Consider the following 14,218-nt stretch of genomic DNA (forward strand, 5'->3'; position numbering starts at 1 on the left):
CCGGACTGGGCCGGGCGGCGCGTCGGTCCTGCGGTCCGCGGCCCGGTGCTCCCGTGGACCCGCGGACCCGTGGTCCCGTGGTCAGCCCTTGACCTCGTAGCGGTTCTTCTCGACCAGCGTGCCGTCCCGGAAGCAGAACCGGTAGGCGACCATGGCGTCCGAGGAACCGCCGCTCTCCAAGGAGCCCAGGTGCAGGCAGGAGGCACCCGCGGGGACGGCCGGCGCTTCCTTGTCCAGGTCCGTGAGGAGGAAGCTCTTGCCGTCGGGCAGGCGGTGGCGGACGTCCGTCTCGGCGTCGCCGACCTTGACGGCGTCGTACTCCTTCCGCTCGATGAAGCCGTCCTTGAAGCTGCCGTAGAGCAGGTAGCCGCCGACGGCGACGGCGGCGATCAGGACCAGGGCGATCACGCCGCAGCCGATCAGGCAGCCGTTGCGTCGTCTGTGCGTCTCGTTCATGCCGTCACTCTCGCGAGGGACGGTGCCGCCGGGCTGCCGCCGAAAGTCGCGGTCCCCATCGACTTCCGGTGCGGGTACGGCTGGGGCGGGGTGGGGTTCCGGAGACGAAGGTCGCGGTCGCGGTGTTGCCGATCGGGGGGTGGCTCGTTGTTCCTGCCGTGAGCCCTGACTATTGCGCCCGTGGTGGCGGCTTCGACGGTGGAGAAACGATTCTGCGCACGGGTGCCGCCGTCGCGCCGGTGCACCCCGCCCGGGGGCGGTCATGACGTACGAGACCCCGCGCGTCCCCGTCCCGCGCGCCGCCGGCGACGGCTGCGCGATCGCCCTCGACCTCCGGGTGGTGGTCTGCCCCGGCCTGACCGTCTCCGTCCCGGCCCGGCTGCGCTACCGGACCGCCGACCCCTACGCGGTCTTCCTCGACAACCACACCGACCTCGCCACCCCCATCACCTGGGTCTTCGCCCGCGAACTCCTGGCCGCCGGCCTGCACCGCCGGGCCGGGCTCGGCAGCGTCTCCGTCCACCCCGGTGCCGACGGGCGCGCCGGTGCCGATGGGAGTGCCGAGGTCGTCTTCATCACCCTCACCGGCGAGGGCAGCAGCGTCGTCCTGCGCGCGCCCGCCGACCGCGTCCGCACCTTCCTCGCCCGCACCGAACACCTCGTCCCGCGCGGCAGCGAACGCACCCACCTCGACCTGGACGGCCTCCTCCGCCGCCTCCGCGACGGCGGCGCGGCCTCCCCGGGGCCGTGAGGGGGGAGCTGTCGGCGGGGTGGTGGCGGTCAGTCCGTCGGGCGGGTGACGAGGTGGAGGCGGTGGAACAGGTCCAGGGGCATGCCCGGGTAACGGGTGGTGGCGAGGTCGCGGTAGCTCGCACGGTTGCCGTCGACGACGCGGCCCAGCAGGGAGGGGAAGGGGCGTTCGCGGGCGGCGGTGAGGGCGGCCGTCAGGTGGTTGTAGCGGGTGACGGCGGCCTCCGTCGCCCCGGCGCGGTCGCCCGTCGCGCGGGCCCGGGCGAGGACGGTGTTCCCCTGCGCCTGCTCGGCGACGTGCTCCTCGGCGGCGGCGGACAGCAGGTCGTTGGCCAGGTAGACCGCCTCGACGGTGGCGTCCATCAGCCGGTGGTCCACCGAGCCGGGCGGCGGCACGGGCAGCCCGCGCAGCAGTCGCCAGCACTCGATGTACGGGCGGGTGCCGATGGAGTCCATCCGGAGCGGGTGCGACCGCTCGGGCGGGGGCGGGCCGTCGCTCTCCTCGGCCACCGCCGCGCAGAAGTCCGCGAGCAGGTCGGCCAGGCGGTCGGTCGGCAGGCCCCGGGCGCGGAGGCCGGCCAGCAGCGCGTCCGCCTGTCGTGCGGGCTCGCTGTCGCCGAGGCCGACCGCCCCGGCACGGAGCCGGCCGGCCAGGGCGCGGGCCTCGGCCGGCGGTCCGTCGTCCACCAGGAAGAACAGCTCGACGTAGCGCGCCGCCGCCAGGCGCTCGGCGAAGGTCGCGTCGGCGGGGGAGCAGCGGAACTCGAACACGGCCGAGTAGACCGACTCCCTCGCGTGCCAGGCGGCGCCGCGCCCGCAGGTGCAGCCGGCCAGCGCTTCGTCGAGCAGGGCCGCCGCGAGCGCCCGTCGCTCCGGGCAGGCCAGCACGGGCTCGTACGGGGCGAGGAGCGCGGCGGTGTTCACCGGGGCGCCGGCTGCTCGGGGCGCAGGGCGCGCAGCGCGAACAGCGTGCTGAGCTGCGCCGAACCGAAGTACAGCGGCAGCCGTCCGGTGCGGAAGTATGCGGCGGCCGGCCAGGAGCCGTCCGGGCGTTGGGCCGCGACCAGTCGGCGGCGGCGCTCGGCCTGCTCGGCGGCGTCGGTGCCGCTGCCGACTCCGTTGTCCCAGAAGGGTTCGACGGCGAGGTACTCGGCGGCCAGGGTGAGCAGCGCGAGGTCGAGGGCGGTGGTGGGCGGTCGGGCGGCCGTCTCGACGAAGGCCTGCCGGACCGGGCCGTGCAGGCCCGGACGTCCGACGGTCGCGCGGGCGGCCGAGTGCAGGAAGGCCTCCGGCGAGGGGTAGTAACGGGTGCCGGAGTGCGGCCCGTTGGCGTGCTCGTGCACGTACCGGATCGTCGGCCCGACTGCCGGGTGCGGCAACTCGCCTCGTGCATCCGGAAGTTGGAGTGCGGAGAGGATGTTGGCGCAGGCGACGGCGTCGTACCGGAGCCCGTGTGGCGGGGTGGCGTCCTCGTCCCAGTAGACCGGGATCGGCAGCGGGTCGATGGTGTCCCGGGTGTCGGCGGCCAGCAACTCCCGTACGCCGGCGGCGAGGTGGTCCGGTTCGGCGAGCCCGTGGCGGGCCAGCCCGGCCAGTGCGACGGCGGTGGTGTCCGTGTCGGCGGGGAAGCGGGCGCCGGGCGGGAAGCAGCGGTAGCGGTCCCGGTCGCGGAACCGTCCCACCTGGCGGGCCAGCGCGTCGACCAGCTCGCGTTCCTCGGGGTGGCCGCTGTCCGGGGCCAGCAGTACCAGGCCCCACATCGCCGAGAACCCCTCGCCGTCCGGGTCGAACCCGAGGTCCACGCCGCGGGCGACCAGCAGCTTGCGGCGCGCCTCGGCGCCGCTGAGCGGCGTGCGCACCGCGGGGTCGGCGGCGGGGCGGGCCGACGGCAGGCCGTCGGGGTCGAGCGTCCGGTGGAGGAAGGCGAGGCCGCGCCGGACGGCGGCGTCCCACGGTGCTTCGTCGACTGTTTCGGCTGCCTCGGCTGACATGACCCCGGTACCCCTTTCGCACGTCGACCGCCCGCCCAGCCTAGAGCGGCCCCGGCCCGACCGACAGAGCGCGTGGCGCGGGGTGCGCGCCGCGCGCTCCGTCCGCCGGTCGGTGCGGGGTCAGTCCCGGTCGAGCGGCGGGCGCCGGAACAGGGCGGTGAGCAGGACCGGGATGCCGAACAGCGGCGAGTCCGGCTGCTGCGGGACCATCGGGCGGATCTCCACCTCGGCGAAGTCGGCGAATATCCACCGGAGTTCGTCCGGGGTGAAGGCGAGTCCGCCGTCCAGCCGGCCGTTGCGGTAGAGCTCGGCGTCCGGGAGTTCCGAACCCATCGCGCCCGATGCGAAGCAGGTCAGGCCGAAGTAGCCGCCGGGGGTGAGGACGCGGTCCAGCAGGGCGAGGTAGCTGACCCGGCGGTGCGGCGGCAGGTGGTGCAGGCAGCCCGAGTCGTAGACCAAGTCGTACTGGGGGAGAGGGAGTTCGGTGGTGAAGATGTTGCCGCAGTGGAAGCGCGGCGTGGTGCCGCCCGCCTCGGCCGCCGCTGCCGCCTCGTCCGCGCGCTCCCGGGCCCAGGCGAGGGCCGTCGGCGAGAGGTCCACCCCGTCCACCTCGAAGCCGCGCCCGGCGAGGTGGATCGCGTTCCGTCCGGCCCCGCACCCGAGGTCCAGCGCCCGGGCGCCGGGGGCGAGCAGGCCGCCGTCCAGGTGGGCGGCGAGGTTCTCGTCCGGCTTGGGGACGAAGAACGGGCGGCCGGAGGAGCGGTCGGCGTAGAAGCCGTCCCACCAGTCGGCGGCCCGGTCGGTCCAGCGGTCGGCCTCGGGGCGGAAGAGCCCGTCGAGGAGGGCGAGGACGTCTTCGGTGGTGCGGATGGAGCGGTTCAAGGGCTGCCCTTCCGGTGGGGTGCGGTACTTGGAAATCCTAGGAGTTCGCACCCGCCCGATCACCTCCGATCCGGCGGCGGCAAAAGGCCGTCAGGGGCCCTTCGGGAGCGGCCCGCAGCAGGTCGACCGCCTCCCCCGGGGAGGGGGAGCGGCGGGTGGCGCACCCGTCGGCGATGCCCGGGAAAGGGCCTTCCAGCGCCTCGGCGGGGTGGGGGGACGGGCGGGCGCAGGTAAACATTCGGTCTCGGTTCCGGCGGGCGGGGGCTGCCGGGTGACGGGGTTTCCGTCGCCGCGGGGGCGTGGCAGGCTGGGCGGTCGGGACTGCAGAGGAGTGCCGAGGAGTGCCGAGGAGTGCCGAGGAGTGCCGAGGAGTGACGAGGGGGCGGGCGTTGTCGTACCGGGGGCTGATCGTCGACTTCGCGGGTGTGCTGACCACCCCGCTCGGCCCGTCCGTGCGGGCCTGGTGCGCGCGGCAGGGGCTGCCGGCGGACGCCTGGCGGCGCGCCCTGGTGGAGGACCCGGTGGGCCGGGCGCTGTACCTGGAGTTGGAGCTGGGCCGGATCGGCCAGGCGGAGTGGAACCGGCGCACGGCCGAACTCATCGGCGTCGAGCCGGAGGACCTCATGGGCCGGGCGCACGCCGAGGTGCGGGCGGAACCGGCCATGGTCGCTCTGGTGGAGGCGGCCCGCGCGGCCGGCCTGGCGGTGGCCCTGCTGTCCAACTCGTACGGCGTCGACCCCTACAACCCGTACACGGCCACCGGGGTGTGGGACCTCTTCGACATCCGGGTGATCAGCGGCGAGGTGGGCCTGGCCAAGCCGGACCCGGCGATCTACCGGCTCACCCTGGAACGGCTCGGCCTGCCGGGTGAGCAGTGCGTGTTCGTCGACGACTTCACCCGCAACCTCGCCCCCGCCCGGGAGTTGGGCATCACCACCGTCCACGCCGACGGCCCCGACGCGGCCGCGCGCGTCGCGGAGCTGCTGTCCCTGCCGCTGCCGCGCTGAGACCCGGTGGTCGGCTGCCGCACCGGCAGGCTGCACCGGCTGCGGGACTCCGTCAAGAGGCTCTGGTGTGCCATCAGCCCTGCACAGGAAGTCGGACCGGCCGACTTCCTGTGCGGGCGAGCCACCCGGCGCACCGGCCTCGGCGGAGGGTGACAGCGCGACCGTGGGTGTGCGACGCTTCGAGGCACGCGCGCGGTCGAACACGTGCACGTGAAACCGGGGGGTCCGCATGACCGAGGACGTGCCGCCGGGCCGCGCCCGGCGCGTTCGCGCAGCCGGGGGAGGACCGGGCGGACGGGCCGCGCTGCCGCTGCTGCTGATCGGCGGCGGGCTGCTGCTCGCCGCGGCGGCGCTGCGCCCCGACGGCGGCCTGCTGGGCACGCCCGGACACCCGCCGATCGCCAACACCGGCTGGGTCATCCTGATCGCCATCGGCTGGGCGCTGCTCGTCGGACGCTTCGCCGCGCGCTTCCGCGAGGAGGTCCGCCACCTGATCGGGCCGACCCCGTGGGCCGAGCGCCTGCGGGACGCCGCGGTGCTGCTGCTCGGCGGCGCCGCCGTGCTGGTGCCGGTGCTGGCCTTCGTCTTCCACAACCGGACGAAGCCGAAGACGCCCGACGACTCGCCGCTCCCGCCCCTGCCGCCACCGGACCACCTCCCGCCGCGGGACGCCCCGAAGCCCGGCCCGGACGTCGACTTCAGCAGAGTGTTCGTCGTGCTGCTGCTCGTGCTGGGCGCGGTCGCCGTCGTCATCCTGGTGGCGGTGCTGGTCCGGCTGCTGCTCGGCCTGTACCGGGCCCGCCGGGGGAAGACGGTGCTGCCCGGTGTCGACGGGGTCGGGCCCGCGCCCGAGGACGTCCTCGCGGCCGCCGTCGCCACCGGCCGGCGGGCGCTCGACGGTGCCGACGCGCGGGCCGCCGTGATCGCCTGCTACCTCGCGATGGAGGGCTCGCTGGCGGCGTCCGGACTGGAACGGCGGCTCGCCGACAGCCCGGCGGAGCTGCTGGAACGGGCCGTCGCGGACGAGCGGGTGGACCGGGCGCCGGCCTCCGCGCTCACCGAGCTGTTCCGGGAGGCCCGGTACTCCTCCCACCCGATGGACGACGGCCACGTGCACCGGGCCCGCACCGCGCTGGATGCCATCGCGGCCCGCCTGGCCGAGGCCGCCGCCGAGGCCGCCGCCGAGGCCGCTGCCGAGGCCGCGGAGTCCGCTGACCGCGTCGCCGCTGCCGAGACCGGGGGCCGCAGATGAGCACCGAACCCGCCCGCCCGGCCGCCGATCCCGCCGCCGATCCGGCGGACGACGCCGACCGGACCGGCCCCGGCTCGGTCCGGCACAGCCTGCTCGAACTGACCCTCGCCGCCGTGCTCGCCGAGGTGGTCTTCGGCCTGGTCGGCGGCCTGGAGGCGGTCGTCGCCGGGGCGGTCCTGCTCGCCCTGACCGCCCTGGTCACCGGCCGGTACGTGGCCGGCGCCGGGTTCCTGGACCTGGGCCTGCGTCGACGCCCGAGGCTGCTGGACTCGCACGAACCCGGCCTCGGCGACTGGCGCTGGACCGTCCGCCAGGGGCTCACCCCGGACGGCGACGCCCAGCCGCTGCGCGGCCGCCTCCAGCGGCTGTTCGCCGCCCGGCTCTCGGAGTCCCACCACGTGTCGCTCACCACCACCGCCGACCGGGAACGGGCGGCGGAGCTGATCGGCCCGCGCCTGTGGCCCTGGATCGACCCGGTCGGCGAGCCGCCGGCCCCGACCGTCCCGCCGGACGTCCTGCTGGCCCTCGTCGACCGGCTGGAATCCCTGTAGCCCCGCCGGCTGCCCCCACCACCTTCGTCGTCCCGCCGTCCCGCCGTCCCGTCAGGAGAGCCATGACCGCCGTCCCGCAGGCCCCCGCCGACCCGAGCGTCGACCCGGGCGCGCTGACGCCGCAGCAGGCCGGGGAGCGCGCCAACGCCGTCCTGAAGGAGATCGAGCGCGCCGTCGTCGGCAAGCCCGAGGCGCTGCGCCTGGTCATGCTCGGCATCGTCGCCGGCGGCCACGTCCTGATCGAGGACCTGCCCGGGCTCGGCAAGACGCTGCTGGCCCGATCGTTCGCGACCGCCCTCGGGCTGGACTTCCGCCGCATCCAGTTCACGCCCGACCTGCTGCCCTCGGACGTCACCGGCGCGCCGTTCTACGACCAGCGCAGCGGCGAGATGGTGTTCCGGCCCGGTCCGCTCTTCACCCAGCTGCTGCTCGCCGACGAGATCAACCGCACCCCGCCGAAGACCCAGGCCGCGCTGCTGGAGGCGATGGCGGAGGGGCAGGTCTCGGTCGACGGCGCCACCCGCCGCCTGCCGCAGCCCTTCGCGGTGATCGCCACCGCCAACCCGATCGAGTACGAGGGCACCTACTCCCTCCCGGAGGCGCAGCTCGACCGCTTCCTGCTCCGGGTGCGGATGGGGTACCTGTCCACCGGCCTGGAGTCCGCGATGCTGCGCGCCCGCCTGGACCGGTCCGCGCCCGAGGCGGTGCTGGACACCGTCAGCAGCCCCGCCGAGCTGCTCGCCGTGCGGGCCGCGGTGGAGCGGGTCGAGGTGGACGACGACCTCGTCGACTACGTCGTCGCGCTGGTCGACGCCACCCGCAACGACCCGCAGATCCAGGTCGGCGCCTCGCCGCGCGGCGGCCTCGCCCTGGTGCAGCTGGGCCGGGCCCGGGCGATGCTGGAGGGCCGCGACTACCTGACGCCGGAGGACGTGAAGGCCCTCGCCGTGCCCGCGCTGGCGCACCGGATCACCCTCAACCCGGAGCTGTGGGTGCGCCAGATCGACGCGGACGAGGTGCTGGCCCGGGTGGTCGCCGGCGTCCCGGCGCCGCAGACGGTGCCGCGCTCGGACGCCGTTCGGTGAGCGTCACGCGCCCCGCGTCCGAGCAGCGGGCCCGCCGGCTCGCCGCCCAGACCGTGGAACAGGGGCGGCGCCCGGTCCGCGTCCTCGCGACCGCCACCTCCCCGGCCCCCGTTCCCGCTCCCCCCGCCTCCGCTCCGACCCCTGACCCGGGGACCGCCCGGATCCTCGTCCGCAGCGCCCGGGCCAGCGCCGACGGCCTGCCCAGCACCCCGCCCTCGCCGTACTGGCGGCCCACCGAGCGGGCCCTGCGCCTGCTCACCGTCAGCACCGTCGCCGTCGTCGCCGCCCTGGTCACCGGGCACGCCTGGCTGCTCGCCGTGGCCGCCGCCCCGGCCGTCCTGTTCGCGGTCTCCGCCCCGGGCGGCGGCCGTCCCACCCGGCTGGACGCCACCGCCGCCGTCGACTCGCGCCGCTGCTTCGAAGGTGAACGCGTCACCGCCCGCATCGAGGTCGGGCACGACGGGCGGATCGGACCGCTCGACCCCACCGTCACCCTCGGCCCCGGCGTCGCCCTGGAGGCGCTGACCGTACGCCCCACCGGCGTCGACGTCGCCCTGCGCGCCGACAGCTGGGGCCGCTGGAGCCTGGGCACCGTCGACATCGACGTCCACGACGCGGGCTCGCTGACCCGCCGCACCGTGCGCGTCGACCTCGGCACCGCCGACGTCTTCCCGGTGCCCGCCGCGGCCCGCCTCACCCCGATCCCGGTCCGGCTGCCCGAGCGGCTCGGTGAACACACCACCCGCCACGACGGCACCGGCGTCGAGGTGATCGGCGTCCGCCCGCACGTCCACGGCGAACGCCAGCGGCGCATCCACTGGCCGTCCACGACGCGGCGCGGCAGCATCCAGATCAACCAGTTCGCCGCCGAACGCGCCTCCGACGCCGTCGTCCTGCTCGACACCCTCGACGACGTCCACGACCCGGCCACCGGGCTGTCCAGCCTGGACGAGAGCCTGCGAGCGGCCGCCGGCCTCACCCGCGCGTATCTGCGCCGGCACGACCGGGTCGGCCTGGTCGCGGTCGGCGGACGGCTGCGCTGGCTCGGCGCCGGCACCGGCGACCGGCAGTTCTACCGGATGGTCGAGAGCGTGCTGGAGGTCCGCCAGGACCGCGCCCACCGCGGGCCCGCGCTGCCCCGGCTGCCGCTGCCCGCGCTGCCGCGGCACGCCCTGGTCTACGCGTTCACGCCGCTCGCCGACCAGCGGATCCTGGACGTGCTCGGCCTCGTCCGCGACCACGGCAACCCGCTCGTCGTGGTCGAGATCCCGGTCGGCGAACCCCCGGTCGACCCCGGTGACGAGGTGGGCGCGCTGGCCCTGCGGCTCTGGCGCGCCGAACGCGAGGCGATGCGCGCGGCCCTGCGCGGCAGCGGCGTCCCGGTCACCCGGTACACCCCGGGCGAGGTGCTGGACCTCGCCCTCGCGCCGCTGCTGCGCCGCCGGATCGGAGGAGGATCCCGATGACGCCGTGGTTCGAACGGGTCCTGCTCTGCCTCGTCGGCGACGCCCTGCTGCTCGCCTCCTACGGCGTGGGCACGCCCTTCGTCCTCGCAGCCCTGCTCGTCCTGGCGACCTGGGCCGCCCCGCCGGCACCCGAACCGGCCCGCCGCCCCACCACCTGGCCCGCCCGCCTGGCCGCCCACCGCACCACCCTGCTGGCGTGCGGCTGCGTCGGGCTCGCCGCCGTCGGCGAGCCCGGCCCCTGGCGAGCCGCGGCCGTGGTCGTCCTGTTGATCGCCTACCTACTCCTCCTCGACGCCTTCGGCCCCGACCGCCGCCGCCCCCGCCCCACCCACACCCTCGCCGCCCTGGCCGCCGCAGCCCTCGTCCTCCCCGCCGCCCTCACTGACACCGGCGCGGGCGAGTGGTCCCGCCCCCTCGCCGTCCTCGGCATCCTCACCGCCGCCACCGGCCTCGCCCTCACCCTCCGCCCCCGCCGGAAGTGAACCCGGCGGCGTGTTCAGGACTTCAGGACCGCGTCCGCGACTGCGAGCACGACTCCGTCGCCATTGCAGAAGCCGCTGCCCAGGCTGAAGTCGGCGGTGATCCGGAGTTTGACGACACCGGAGACGTCCACCGTCACGGACTGCGGGTGGTTGATCTCCAGCATGACGTTCCTGCGTTCCCGGCCATCGCCGCTGATCGACAGCTTGCCGGGCTGGGCCACGCCGTTGTCGTCGATCCCGGTGACGAGGGTGAGCGTCTTGTACCGCTGGTTGATGCTGTATTCGTAGTTGGCCTGGCAGGGGTACGTGAAGACCATGGCGTTGGCGTAGGTCTTGCCACCCAGGGTGGCGGACCGCAGCTGGATCCCGTCGTTACCGAACGAGCCGATCGCCGTCAGGTCCCGCAGCGCGACCTCACCGCTCGGCAGCGGCGCGGGACTGGGCGGCCCCGACGTGCCGACCGCCGCAGCCGGAGACGGCGAGGCGGTGACCGTGACGGTGGCTGTCGCGGTGACGGTCTCGGTGACCGTCACCGTCTGGGCGGTGGGGGAGTTCACCACGGTCGGCAGCCCGAAGAAGCCGAGCAGCAGACCCGCGACAGCGGTGCCGGCGGACACGAGCGCCGCGACCTCCCCCAGCCGCCGCGGCGCGGGTGTGGGCTCTGCCGACGCTGGAAGGTCGTTGTCCGGCGGTGTTGGCGCACTCACGGAAGACTCCCCCTGCAACGAAGGTTCGGGAGGCACGAACGACGGCCCCCCGGCACGAGCAAGCAGTCCAACGCGCATCCGCCCCACCGTCAAGACTGCCCTCAAGACCACGCCCCTGCACAGGAAGTCGGCCGATCCGACTTCCTGCGCGGAGGCCCCGGCTGCCCGGCGAACCGGGCAGCCGGGGCATCTCGAAAGCTCCGGTCTCGTTGCGCAGGGGCCTCCGGGGTCAAGCCTGGGTGGAGAGTTCGCCGGTGTGGATCGCAGTGATGAAAGCGGACCAGGCGATGGAGGTGAACGTGAGGGTGGGCCCGTTGGGGTCCTTGCTGTCGCGGACGGGGACTATGTCGGCCAATCCGTCGGCGATTTCGATGCAGTCGCCTTGACCGTTGCTATAGGTGCTCTTGCGCCACTGGGCGCTGTCGATGCCCTGCTTCATTCGTCATACTCCTCTGCGACTTTCCTCAACCAAGCGATGGACTTCTCGGGCTGAACCGATGACGCCATGAGCCGAAGGAACGAGTCCTCGTGCCGCGCGATCTCGGAGGGCCGTTCCGTATAGGTGCTGCTGGTCGTTGCCTCGGAATAGGCCACGCTGCCGGGGATGTCGCTGAATGACAGCACCGAGAACGAGGAGCCCATGGCGGCGTGCGCTCCCGCGGAGAACGGGAGGACCTGGATGGTGATGTTTGGGCGCTCATCGGCCATGGCCGCCAGGTGGTTCAGCTGTTGGGCCATGGCTGTGCCGTCGCCGACGGGTCGCCTTATGACGGCCTCGCCGATGATGGCCCAGAACTGGGGCGGATCGCGACGATCGAGAATCTGTTGGCGATCCATCCGCAGCGCCACGCGACGTTCCACCTCCGCTGCGGATTCGGTGGGGTTCATGGCGCGGATGACGTGCCGGGCATACGTTTCGGTCTGGAGGAGGCCCGGGACCAGCTCGCACTGGTACGTCACGATCTTCGTCGCGTCGGTCTCGAAGCCGACGTAGGCCCTGAACCACTCCGGCAGGGCGTCACCGTAGGCGTGCCACCAGCCCTGTTGCCGGCTCTGCCTGGTGAGCTTCAGGAACTGCTTCACCTCTTCGGGTGAACTGATGCCGTAGTGGGCCAACAGCTTGGCCGCGTCGCGCTCTTGTAGTGAGACCAAACCGCTCTCGATGCGGCTGAGCTTGGAAGCGGACCAGCCGAGCGCGGCGGCCACGTCCTTGGCGTTCATCTCGCGCGACGCGCGCAACTTGCCAAGTTCGCCGCCGAGCCTACGCCGCAGCACAGTCGGACTGCTCACTCGTCACACTCCCTGGCTGTTCGGGTCTTTGCATAGTCTGCCACCCCTTCGCGAGCCTCAACCATGATGGCAGAAGCTGCAATTGCAGATGAGATGCGCTTGCGGGCAATGAGCCTTGGAGTACATGCTACATGCAGTAACTCGACGGTTCGCCTGAGTGATCAAGGTGGCTGGTCGCCGGGCATTCCCTTGCCTCAATCCACCCGCCCCGTGGCAGCTCCACGCCTTCGACTCCTGCACCTGGAAGGTGACTTCGCCATGTCCTCCTGCCTCTCCGGCCCCTCTCCCTCCTCCCTCTCCTGCTGGCTGCCGCGCAGCCGGCGGTCGCCCGGCGAAGCGCGCCGACTGCTCGAAAACCTGCTCGCCGGGGCGCCCGGGGGCGAACGTTTCCTCGATGCCGGGCAGTTGCTCGTCAGCGAGCTGGTGACCAATGCCGTCGTGCACGGCACGCCGATGGGGCGGCGGGTTCAGCTCGTCGTCTCCGTCGACCGCCGGCGGCTCCGGATCGAGGTGCACGACGCGCGCGCCGAACGCGGCCCCGTGCTGCGGGCCGCCAGCGGGGAGGACGAGTCCGGGCGGGGGCTCATGCTGGTCAAGTTGCTCGCACAGAAGTGGGGTTGCTGCCCGCGCGAGGGGGTGGGCAAGGTCGTCTGGGTCGAGATCACGCCCGGCTGAGGATAGGCGTCAGCAAGGGGTGAAGAGCGAGGCGTCTTCCGGGACGCCCTCGCGGTCGGTGCCGGAAGCGTCGTCGCGGAACGTCCACTGGAAGGGGATGCCGCGGGCGGTGGCCGGGTCGGGGCCGTCCATGAGCTGGAAGTGCAGATGGGGCTCCGAAGAGTTGCCGGAGTTGCCGCACTCGGCGAGCAATTGCCCGGCCGTGACCCGGTCGCCGACCTTCACGTGGAGCGAGCCGCGCCGCAGGTGGGCGAAGCCGGCGACGGTCCCATCGCCGAGATCGACCAGCACGTGGTTGCCCCAGAGGTGCCGTGGCCAGCCCAGCCCCCGGATGAAGCCCTCCAGGTAGAGGAACGCGTACCCCGGCAGGGAGGTCCGGGACCAGTGGTCGCGCATCCGCCCCTCCACCGCGACCACCACTCCGTCGGCGGCGGCGAGGACGGGCTGGCCGAAGGTGGGGAACTCCTCGGGCCGTCGGCCGAAGGGCCAGACGGCGGCGAACGGCGGCGAAGAGCCCTCGGGCGGCGCGTAGGTGAGGTCGATGGCGTACGTCTGCGCGTGGCTGTGTGTGTGGCTGGGGACCTTGGTCGCCGGGCCGTTGAGCGCCGACCAGCGGCCGGGCACCGGGACGGCGACGGACACGGGAGGCCGAGGGACCGGCCGTTGACGGCGGATCAGCAGCCAGTGCAGTAGCCCGCCGATCGCGAGCAGACCGACGCCCGTGAGCCACAGCGGCCCGATACCGGAGCCGTTCGCCACGATGCAGAGGGTGCCCGCGCCGAAGATCAGGCCGTGTCGCTTCCAGATGGTCATGAGCGTCATCGCAGGCACCGTACGTAGATCATCAGGTCATATGAGATGACGAAGGTAGGCCTCCGGACGTTCCAGGTAGCGCCGCCAGTGGTCGACGATGGCGAGGTTTTTCCACTGCGTCTCCTGGATGCCGTCCTCCCCGACCTCCAGGATTGCCGCGCCCGGGGTGGACGCCAGGATGGGGGAGTGGGTCGCGCAGACGACCTGGGCGCCGGAGCGGCCCAGCTCCGCCAGCAGGCCGACCAGGCGCAGGCTGGACGTGAACGACAGCGCCGCCTCCGGCTCGTCCAGCACGTACAGGCCCGGCTCGCGGAACATCGTCTCGAAGACGGTGAGGAACCCCTCGCCGTGGCTCATCTCGTCGGTACGTTCCTCCCAGTAGCCGGGCCAGCCCTGCTTCTCGGCCATCATCCGCATCGCCGTCTCCGCCCGCAGGAAGAACCCGCGCCGTCGGGCCCGCGGCCCGGACGCCATGGCGAGCCCGCGCGGCGAGTACTCCAGGCGCAACTGCTCACCGAGCGTGCTCTTCGCGCGCGGCGAGGCGTACCGCGACCCGCCGCGCCCGCCGTACGAGTCCAGGCCGAACGCCTCCGCCACCGCCTCGACGATGGTCGACTTCCCGCTGCCGTTCTCGCCGACCAGGAAGGTCACCGGCGCGGGCAGCGCGACGCCCGCCCCGATGAGCGCCCGCACGCACGGCACCGTCCACGGCCACTCGTCGCGCTCGTCGGCGCCGACCAGCTGTGGGTGGACACGGATGCGTTCGACGATCATGACGGTGGGCCTCCTGCGGTGGTGCGTGTACCTCCGA

The 14,218-nt window shown here is 73.8% G+C and carries 17 protein-coding genes; 8 read left to right on the plus strand and 9 right to left on the minus strand.

Annotation, left to right across the window (positions count from 1 at the left end):
* Window positions 1–81: 81 nt before the first annotated feature.
* Window positions 82–456, minus strand: coding sequence for a hypothetical protein (locus tag AB0N76_RS08890; protein ID WP_363554693.1), 375 nt, complete (start codon window positions 454–456; stop codon window positions 82–84).
* A gap of 262 nt (window positions 457–718) precedes the next feature.
* Here AB0N76_RS08890 and AB0N76_RS08895 point away from each other — a divergent pair, with 262 nt between their 5' ends.
* A complete protein-coding gene (locus tag AB0N76_RS08895; protein WP_363554695.1) occupies window positions 719–1,207 on the plus strand; it encodes an SsgA family sporulation/cell division regulator in 489 nt (162 codons plus the stop codon).
* Window positions 1,208–1,236: 29 nt separating this feature from the next.
* On the opposite strand, the gene AB0N76_RS08900 is transcribed toward AB0N76_RS08895, so the two are convergent.
* From AB0N76_RS08900 to AB0N76_RS08910, 3 genes are all read right to left on the minus strand, one after another.
* A complete protein-coding gene (locus AB0N76_RS08900; RefSeq protein WP_363554698.1) occupies window positions 1,237–2,130 on the minus strand; it encodes a terpene synthase family protein in 894 nt (297 codons plus the stop codon).
* Complete coding sequence (locus AB0N76_RS08905) at window positions 2,127–3,197, minus strand: hypothetical protein (RefSeq protein ID WP_363554700.1); 1,071 nt, start codon at window positions 3,195–3,197, stop codon at window positions 2,127–2,129. Before AB0N76_RS08905 ends, AB0N76_RS08900 begins: the two co-directional genes overlap by 4 nt.
* Before the next feature lie 120 nt (window positions 3,198–3,317).
* Complete coding sequence (locus AB0N76_RS08910) at window positions 3,318–4,079, minus strand: class I SAM-dependent methyltransferase (RefSeq protein ID WP_363554702.1); 762 nt, start codon at window positions 4,077–4,079, stop codon at window positions 3,318–3,320.
* Window positions 4,080–4,450: 371 nt separating this feature from the next.
* Between AB0N76_RS08910 and AB0N76_RS08915 the strand changes: the two genes are divergently transcribed.
* The 6 genes from AB0N76_RS08915 (at window position 4,451) to AB0N76_RS08940 (ending at window position 9,922) form a co-directional block, all read left to right on the plus strand.
* Window positions 4,451–5,086 carry an HAD-IA family hydrolase gene (locus AB0N76_RS08915; RefSeq protein ID WP_363554704.1) on the plus strand — a complete coding sequence of 212 codons (636 nt, stop codon included), beginning with the start codon at window positions 4,451–4,453 and terminating at the stop codon, window positions 5,084–5,086.
* A 229-nt stretch (window positions 5,087–5,315) separates the two neighbouring features.
* Window positions 5,316–6,338 carry a DUF4129 domain-containing protein gene (locus tag AB0N76_RS08920; protein ID WP_363554705.1) on the plus strand — a complete coding sequence of 341 codons (1,023 nt, stop codon included), beginning with the start codon at window positions 5,316–5,318 and terminating at the stop codon, window positions 6,336–6,338.
* Window positions 6,335–6,889, plus strand: coding sequence for a hypothetical protein (locus AB0N76_RS08925; RefSeq protein ID WP_363554707.1), 555 nt, complete (start codon window positions 6,335–6,337; stop codon window positions 6,887–6,889). Before AB0N76_RS08920 ends, AB0N76_RS08925 begins: the two co-directional genes overlap by 4 nt.
* 62 nt (window positions 6,890–6,951) lie before the next feature.
* Window positions 6,952–7,974 carry a MoxR family ATPase gene (locus tag AB0N76_RS08930; protein ID WP_363554709.1) on the plus strand — a complete coding sequence of 341 codons (1,023 nt, stop codon included), beginning with the start codon at window positions 6,952–6,954 and terminating at the stop codon, window positions 7,972–7,974.
* Window positions 7,971–9,440: a DUF58 domain-containing protein gene (locus tag AB0N76_RS08935; protein ID WP_363554711.1), complete on the plus strand. Its 1,470-nt coding sequence runs from the start codon at window positions 7,971–7,973 to the stop codon at window positions 9,438–9,440. Before AB0N76_RS08930 ends, AB0N76_RS08935 begins: the two co-directional genes overlap by 4 nt.
* Window positions 9,437–9,922 (plus strand): hypothetical protein, encoded by a 486-nt coding sequence (locus AB0N76_RS08940; protein ID WP_363554713.1) that lies wholly within the window; start codon window positions 9,437–9,439, stop codon window positions 9,920–9,922. The genes AB0N76_RS08935 and AB0N76_RS08940 overlap by 4 nt, the downstream gene beginning before the upstream one ends.
* Window positions 9,923–9,936: 14 nt before the next feature.
* Here the strand turns inward: AB0N76_RS08940 and AB0N76_RS08945 are convergent, their stop codons facing one another.
* The 3 genes from AB0N76_RS08945 to AB0N76_RS08955 form a co-directional block, all read right to left on the minus strand.
* Window positions 9,937–10,539, minus strand: a complete 603-nt coding sequence (locus tag AB0N76_RS08945; protein ID WP_363554715.1) for an NPCBM/NEW2 domain-containing protein — start codon at window positions 10,537–10,539, stop codon at window positions 9,937–9,939.
* A gap of 319 nt (window positions 10,540–10,858) precedes the next feature.
* Entirely contained in the window at window positions 10,859–11,068 is a 210-nt protein-coding gene (locus AB0N76_RS08950; RefSeq protein ID WP_363554717.1) for a DUF397 domain-containing protein, read from the minus strand.
* Entirely contained in the window at window positions 11,065–11,919 is an 855-nt protein-coding gene (locus tag AB0N76_RS08955; protein ID WP_363554719.1) for a helix-turn-helix transcriptional regulator, read from the minus strand. Before AB0N76_RS08955 ends, AB0N76_RS08950 begins: the two co-directional genes overlap by 4 nt.
* 258 nt (window positions 11,920–12,177) lie before the next feature.
* On the opposite strand from AB0N76_RS08955, the gene AB0N76_RS08960 reads away from it, so the two are divergent.
* Window positions 12,178–12,594, plus strand: a complete 417-nt coding sequence (locus AB0N76_RS08960) for an ATP-binding protein (RefSeq protein WP_363554721.1) — start codon at window positions 12,178–12,180, stop codon at window positions 12,592–12,594.
* 9 nt (window positions 12,595–12,603) lie between these two features.
* Here AB0N76_RS08960 and AB0N76_RS08965 read toward each other — a convergent pair whose 3' ends face one another.
* Together AB0N76_RS08965 and AB0N76_RS08970 are read right to left on the minus strand one after the other, a co-directional pair.
* The gene (locus tag AB0N76_RS08965; protein WP_363554723.1) at window positions 12,604–13,416 is read right to left on the minus strand and encodes a M23 family metallopeptidase; all 813 of its coding nucleotides are present in this window, start codon (window positions 13,414–13,416) and stop codon (window positions 12,604–12,606) included.
* A gap of 27 nt (window positions 13,417–13,443) precedes the next feature.
* Window positions 13,444–14,181, minus strand: a complete 738-nt coding sequence (locus AB0N76_RS08970) for an AAA family ATPase (protein WP_363554725.1) — start codon at window positions 14,179–14,181, stop codon at window positions 13,444–13,446.
* Window positions 14,182–14,218: the final 37 nt, after the last annotated feature.

Source organism: Kitasatospora sp. NPDC093806 (assembly GCF_040683335.1).
Classification (GTDB): Bacteria; Actinomycetota; Actinomycetes; order Streptomycetales; family Streptomycetaceae; genus Kitasatospora.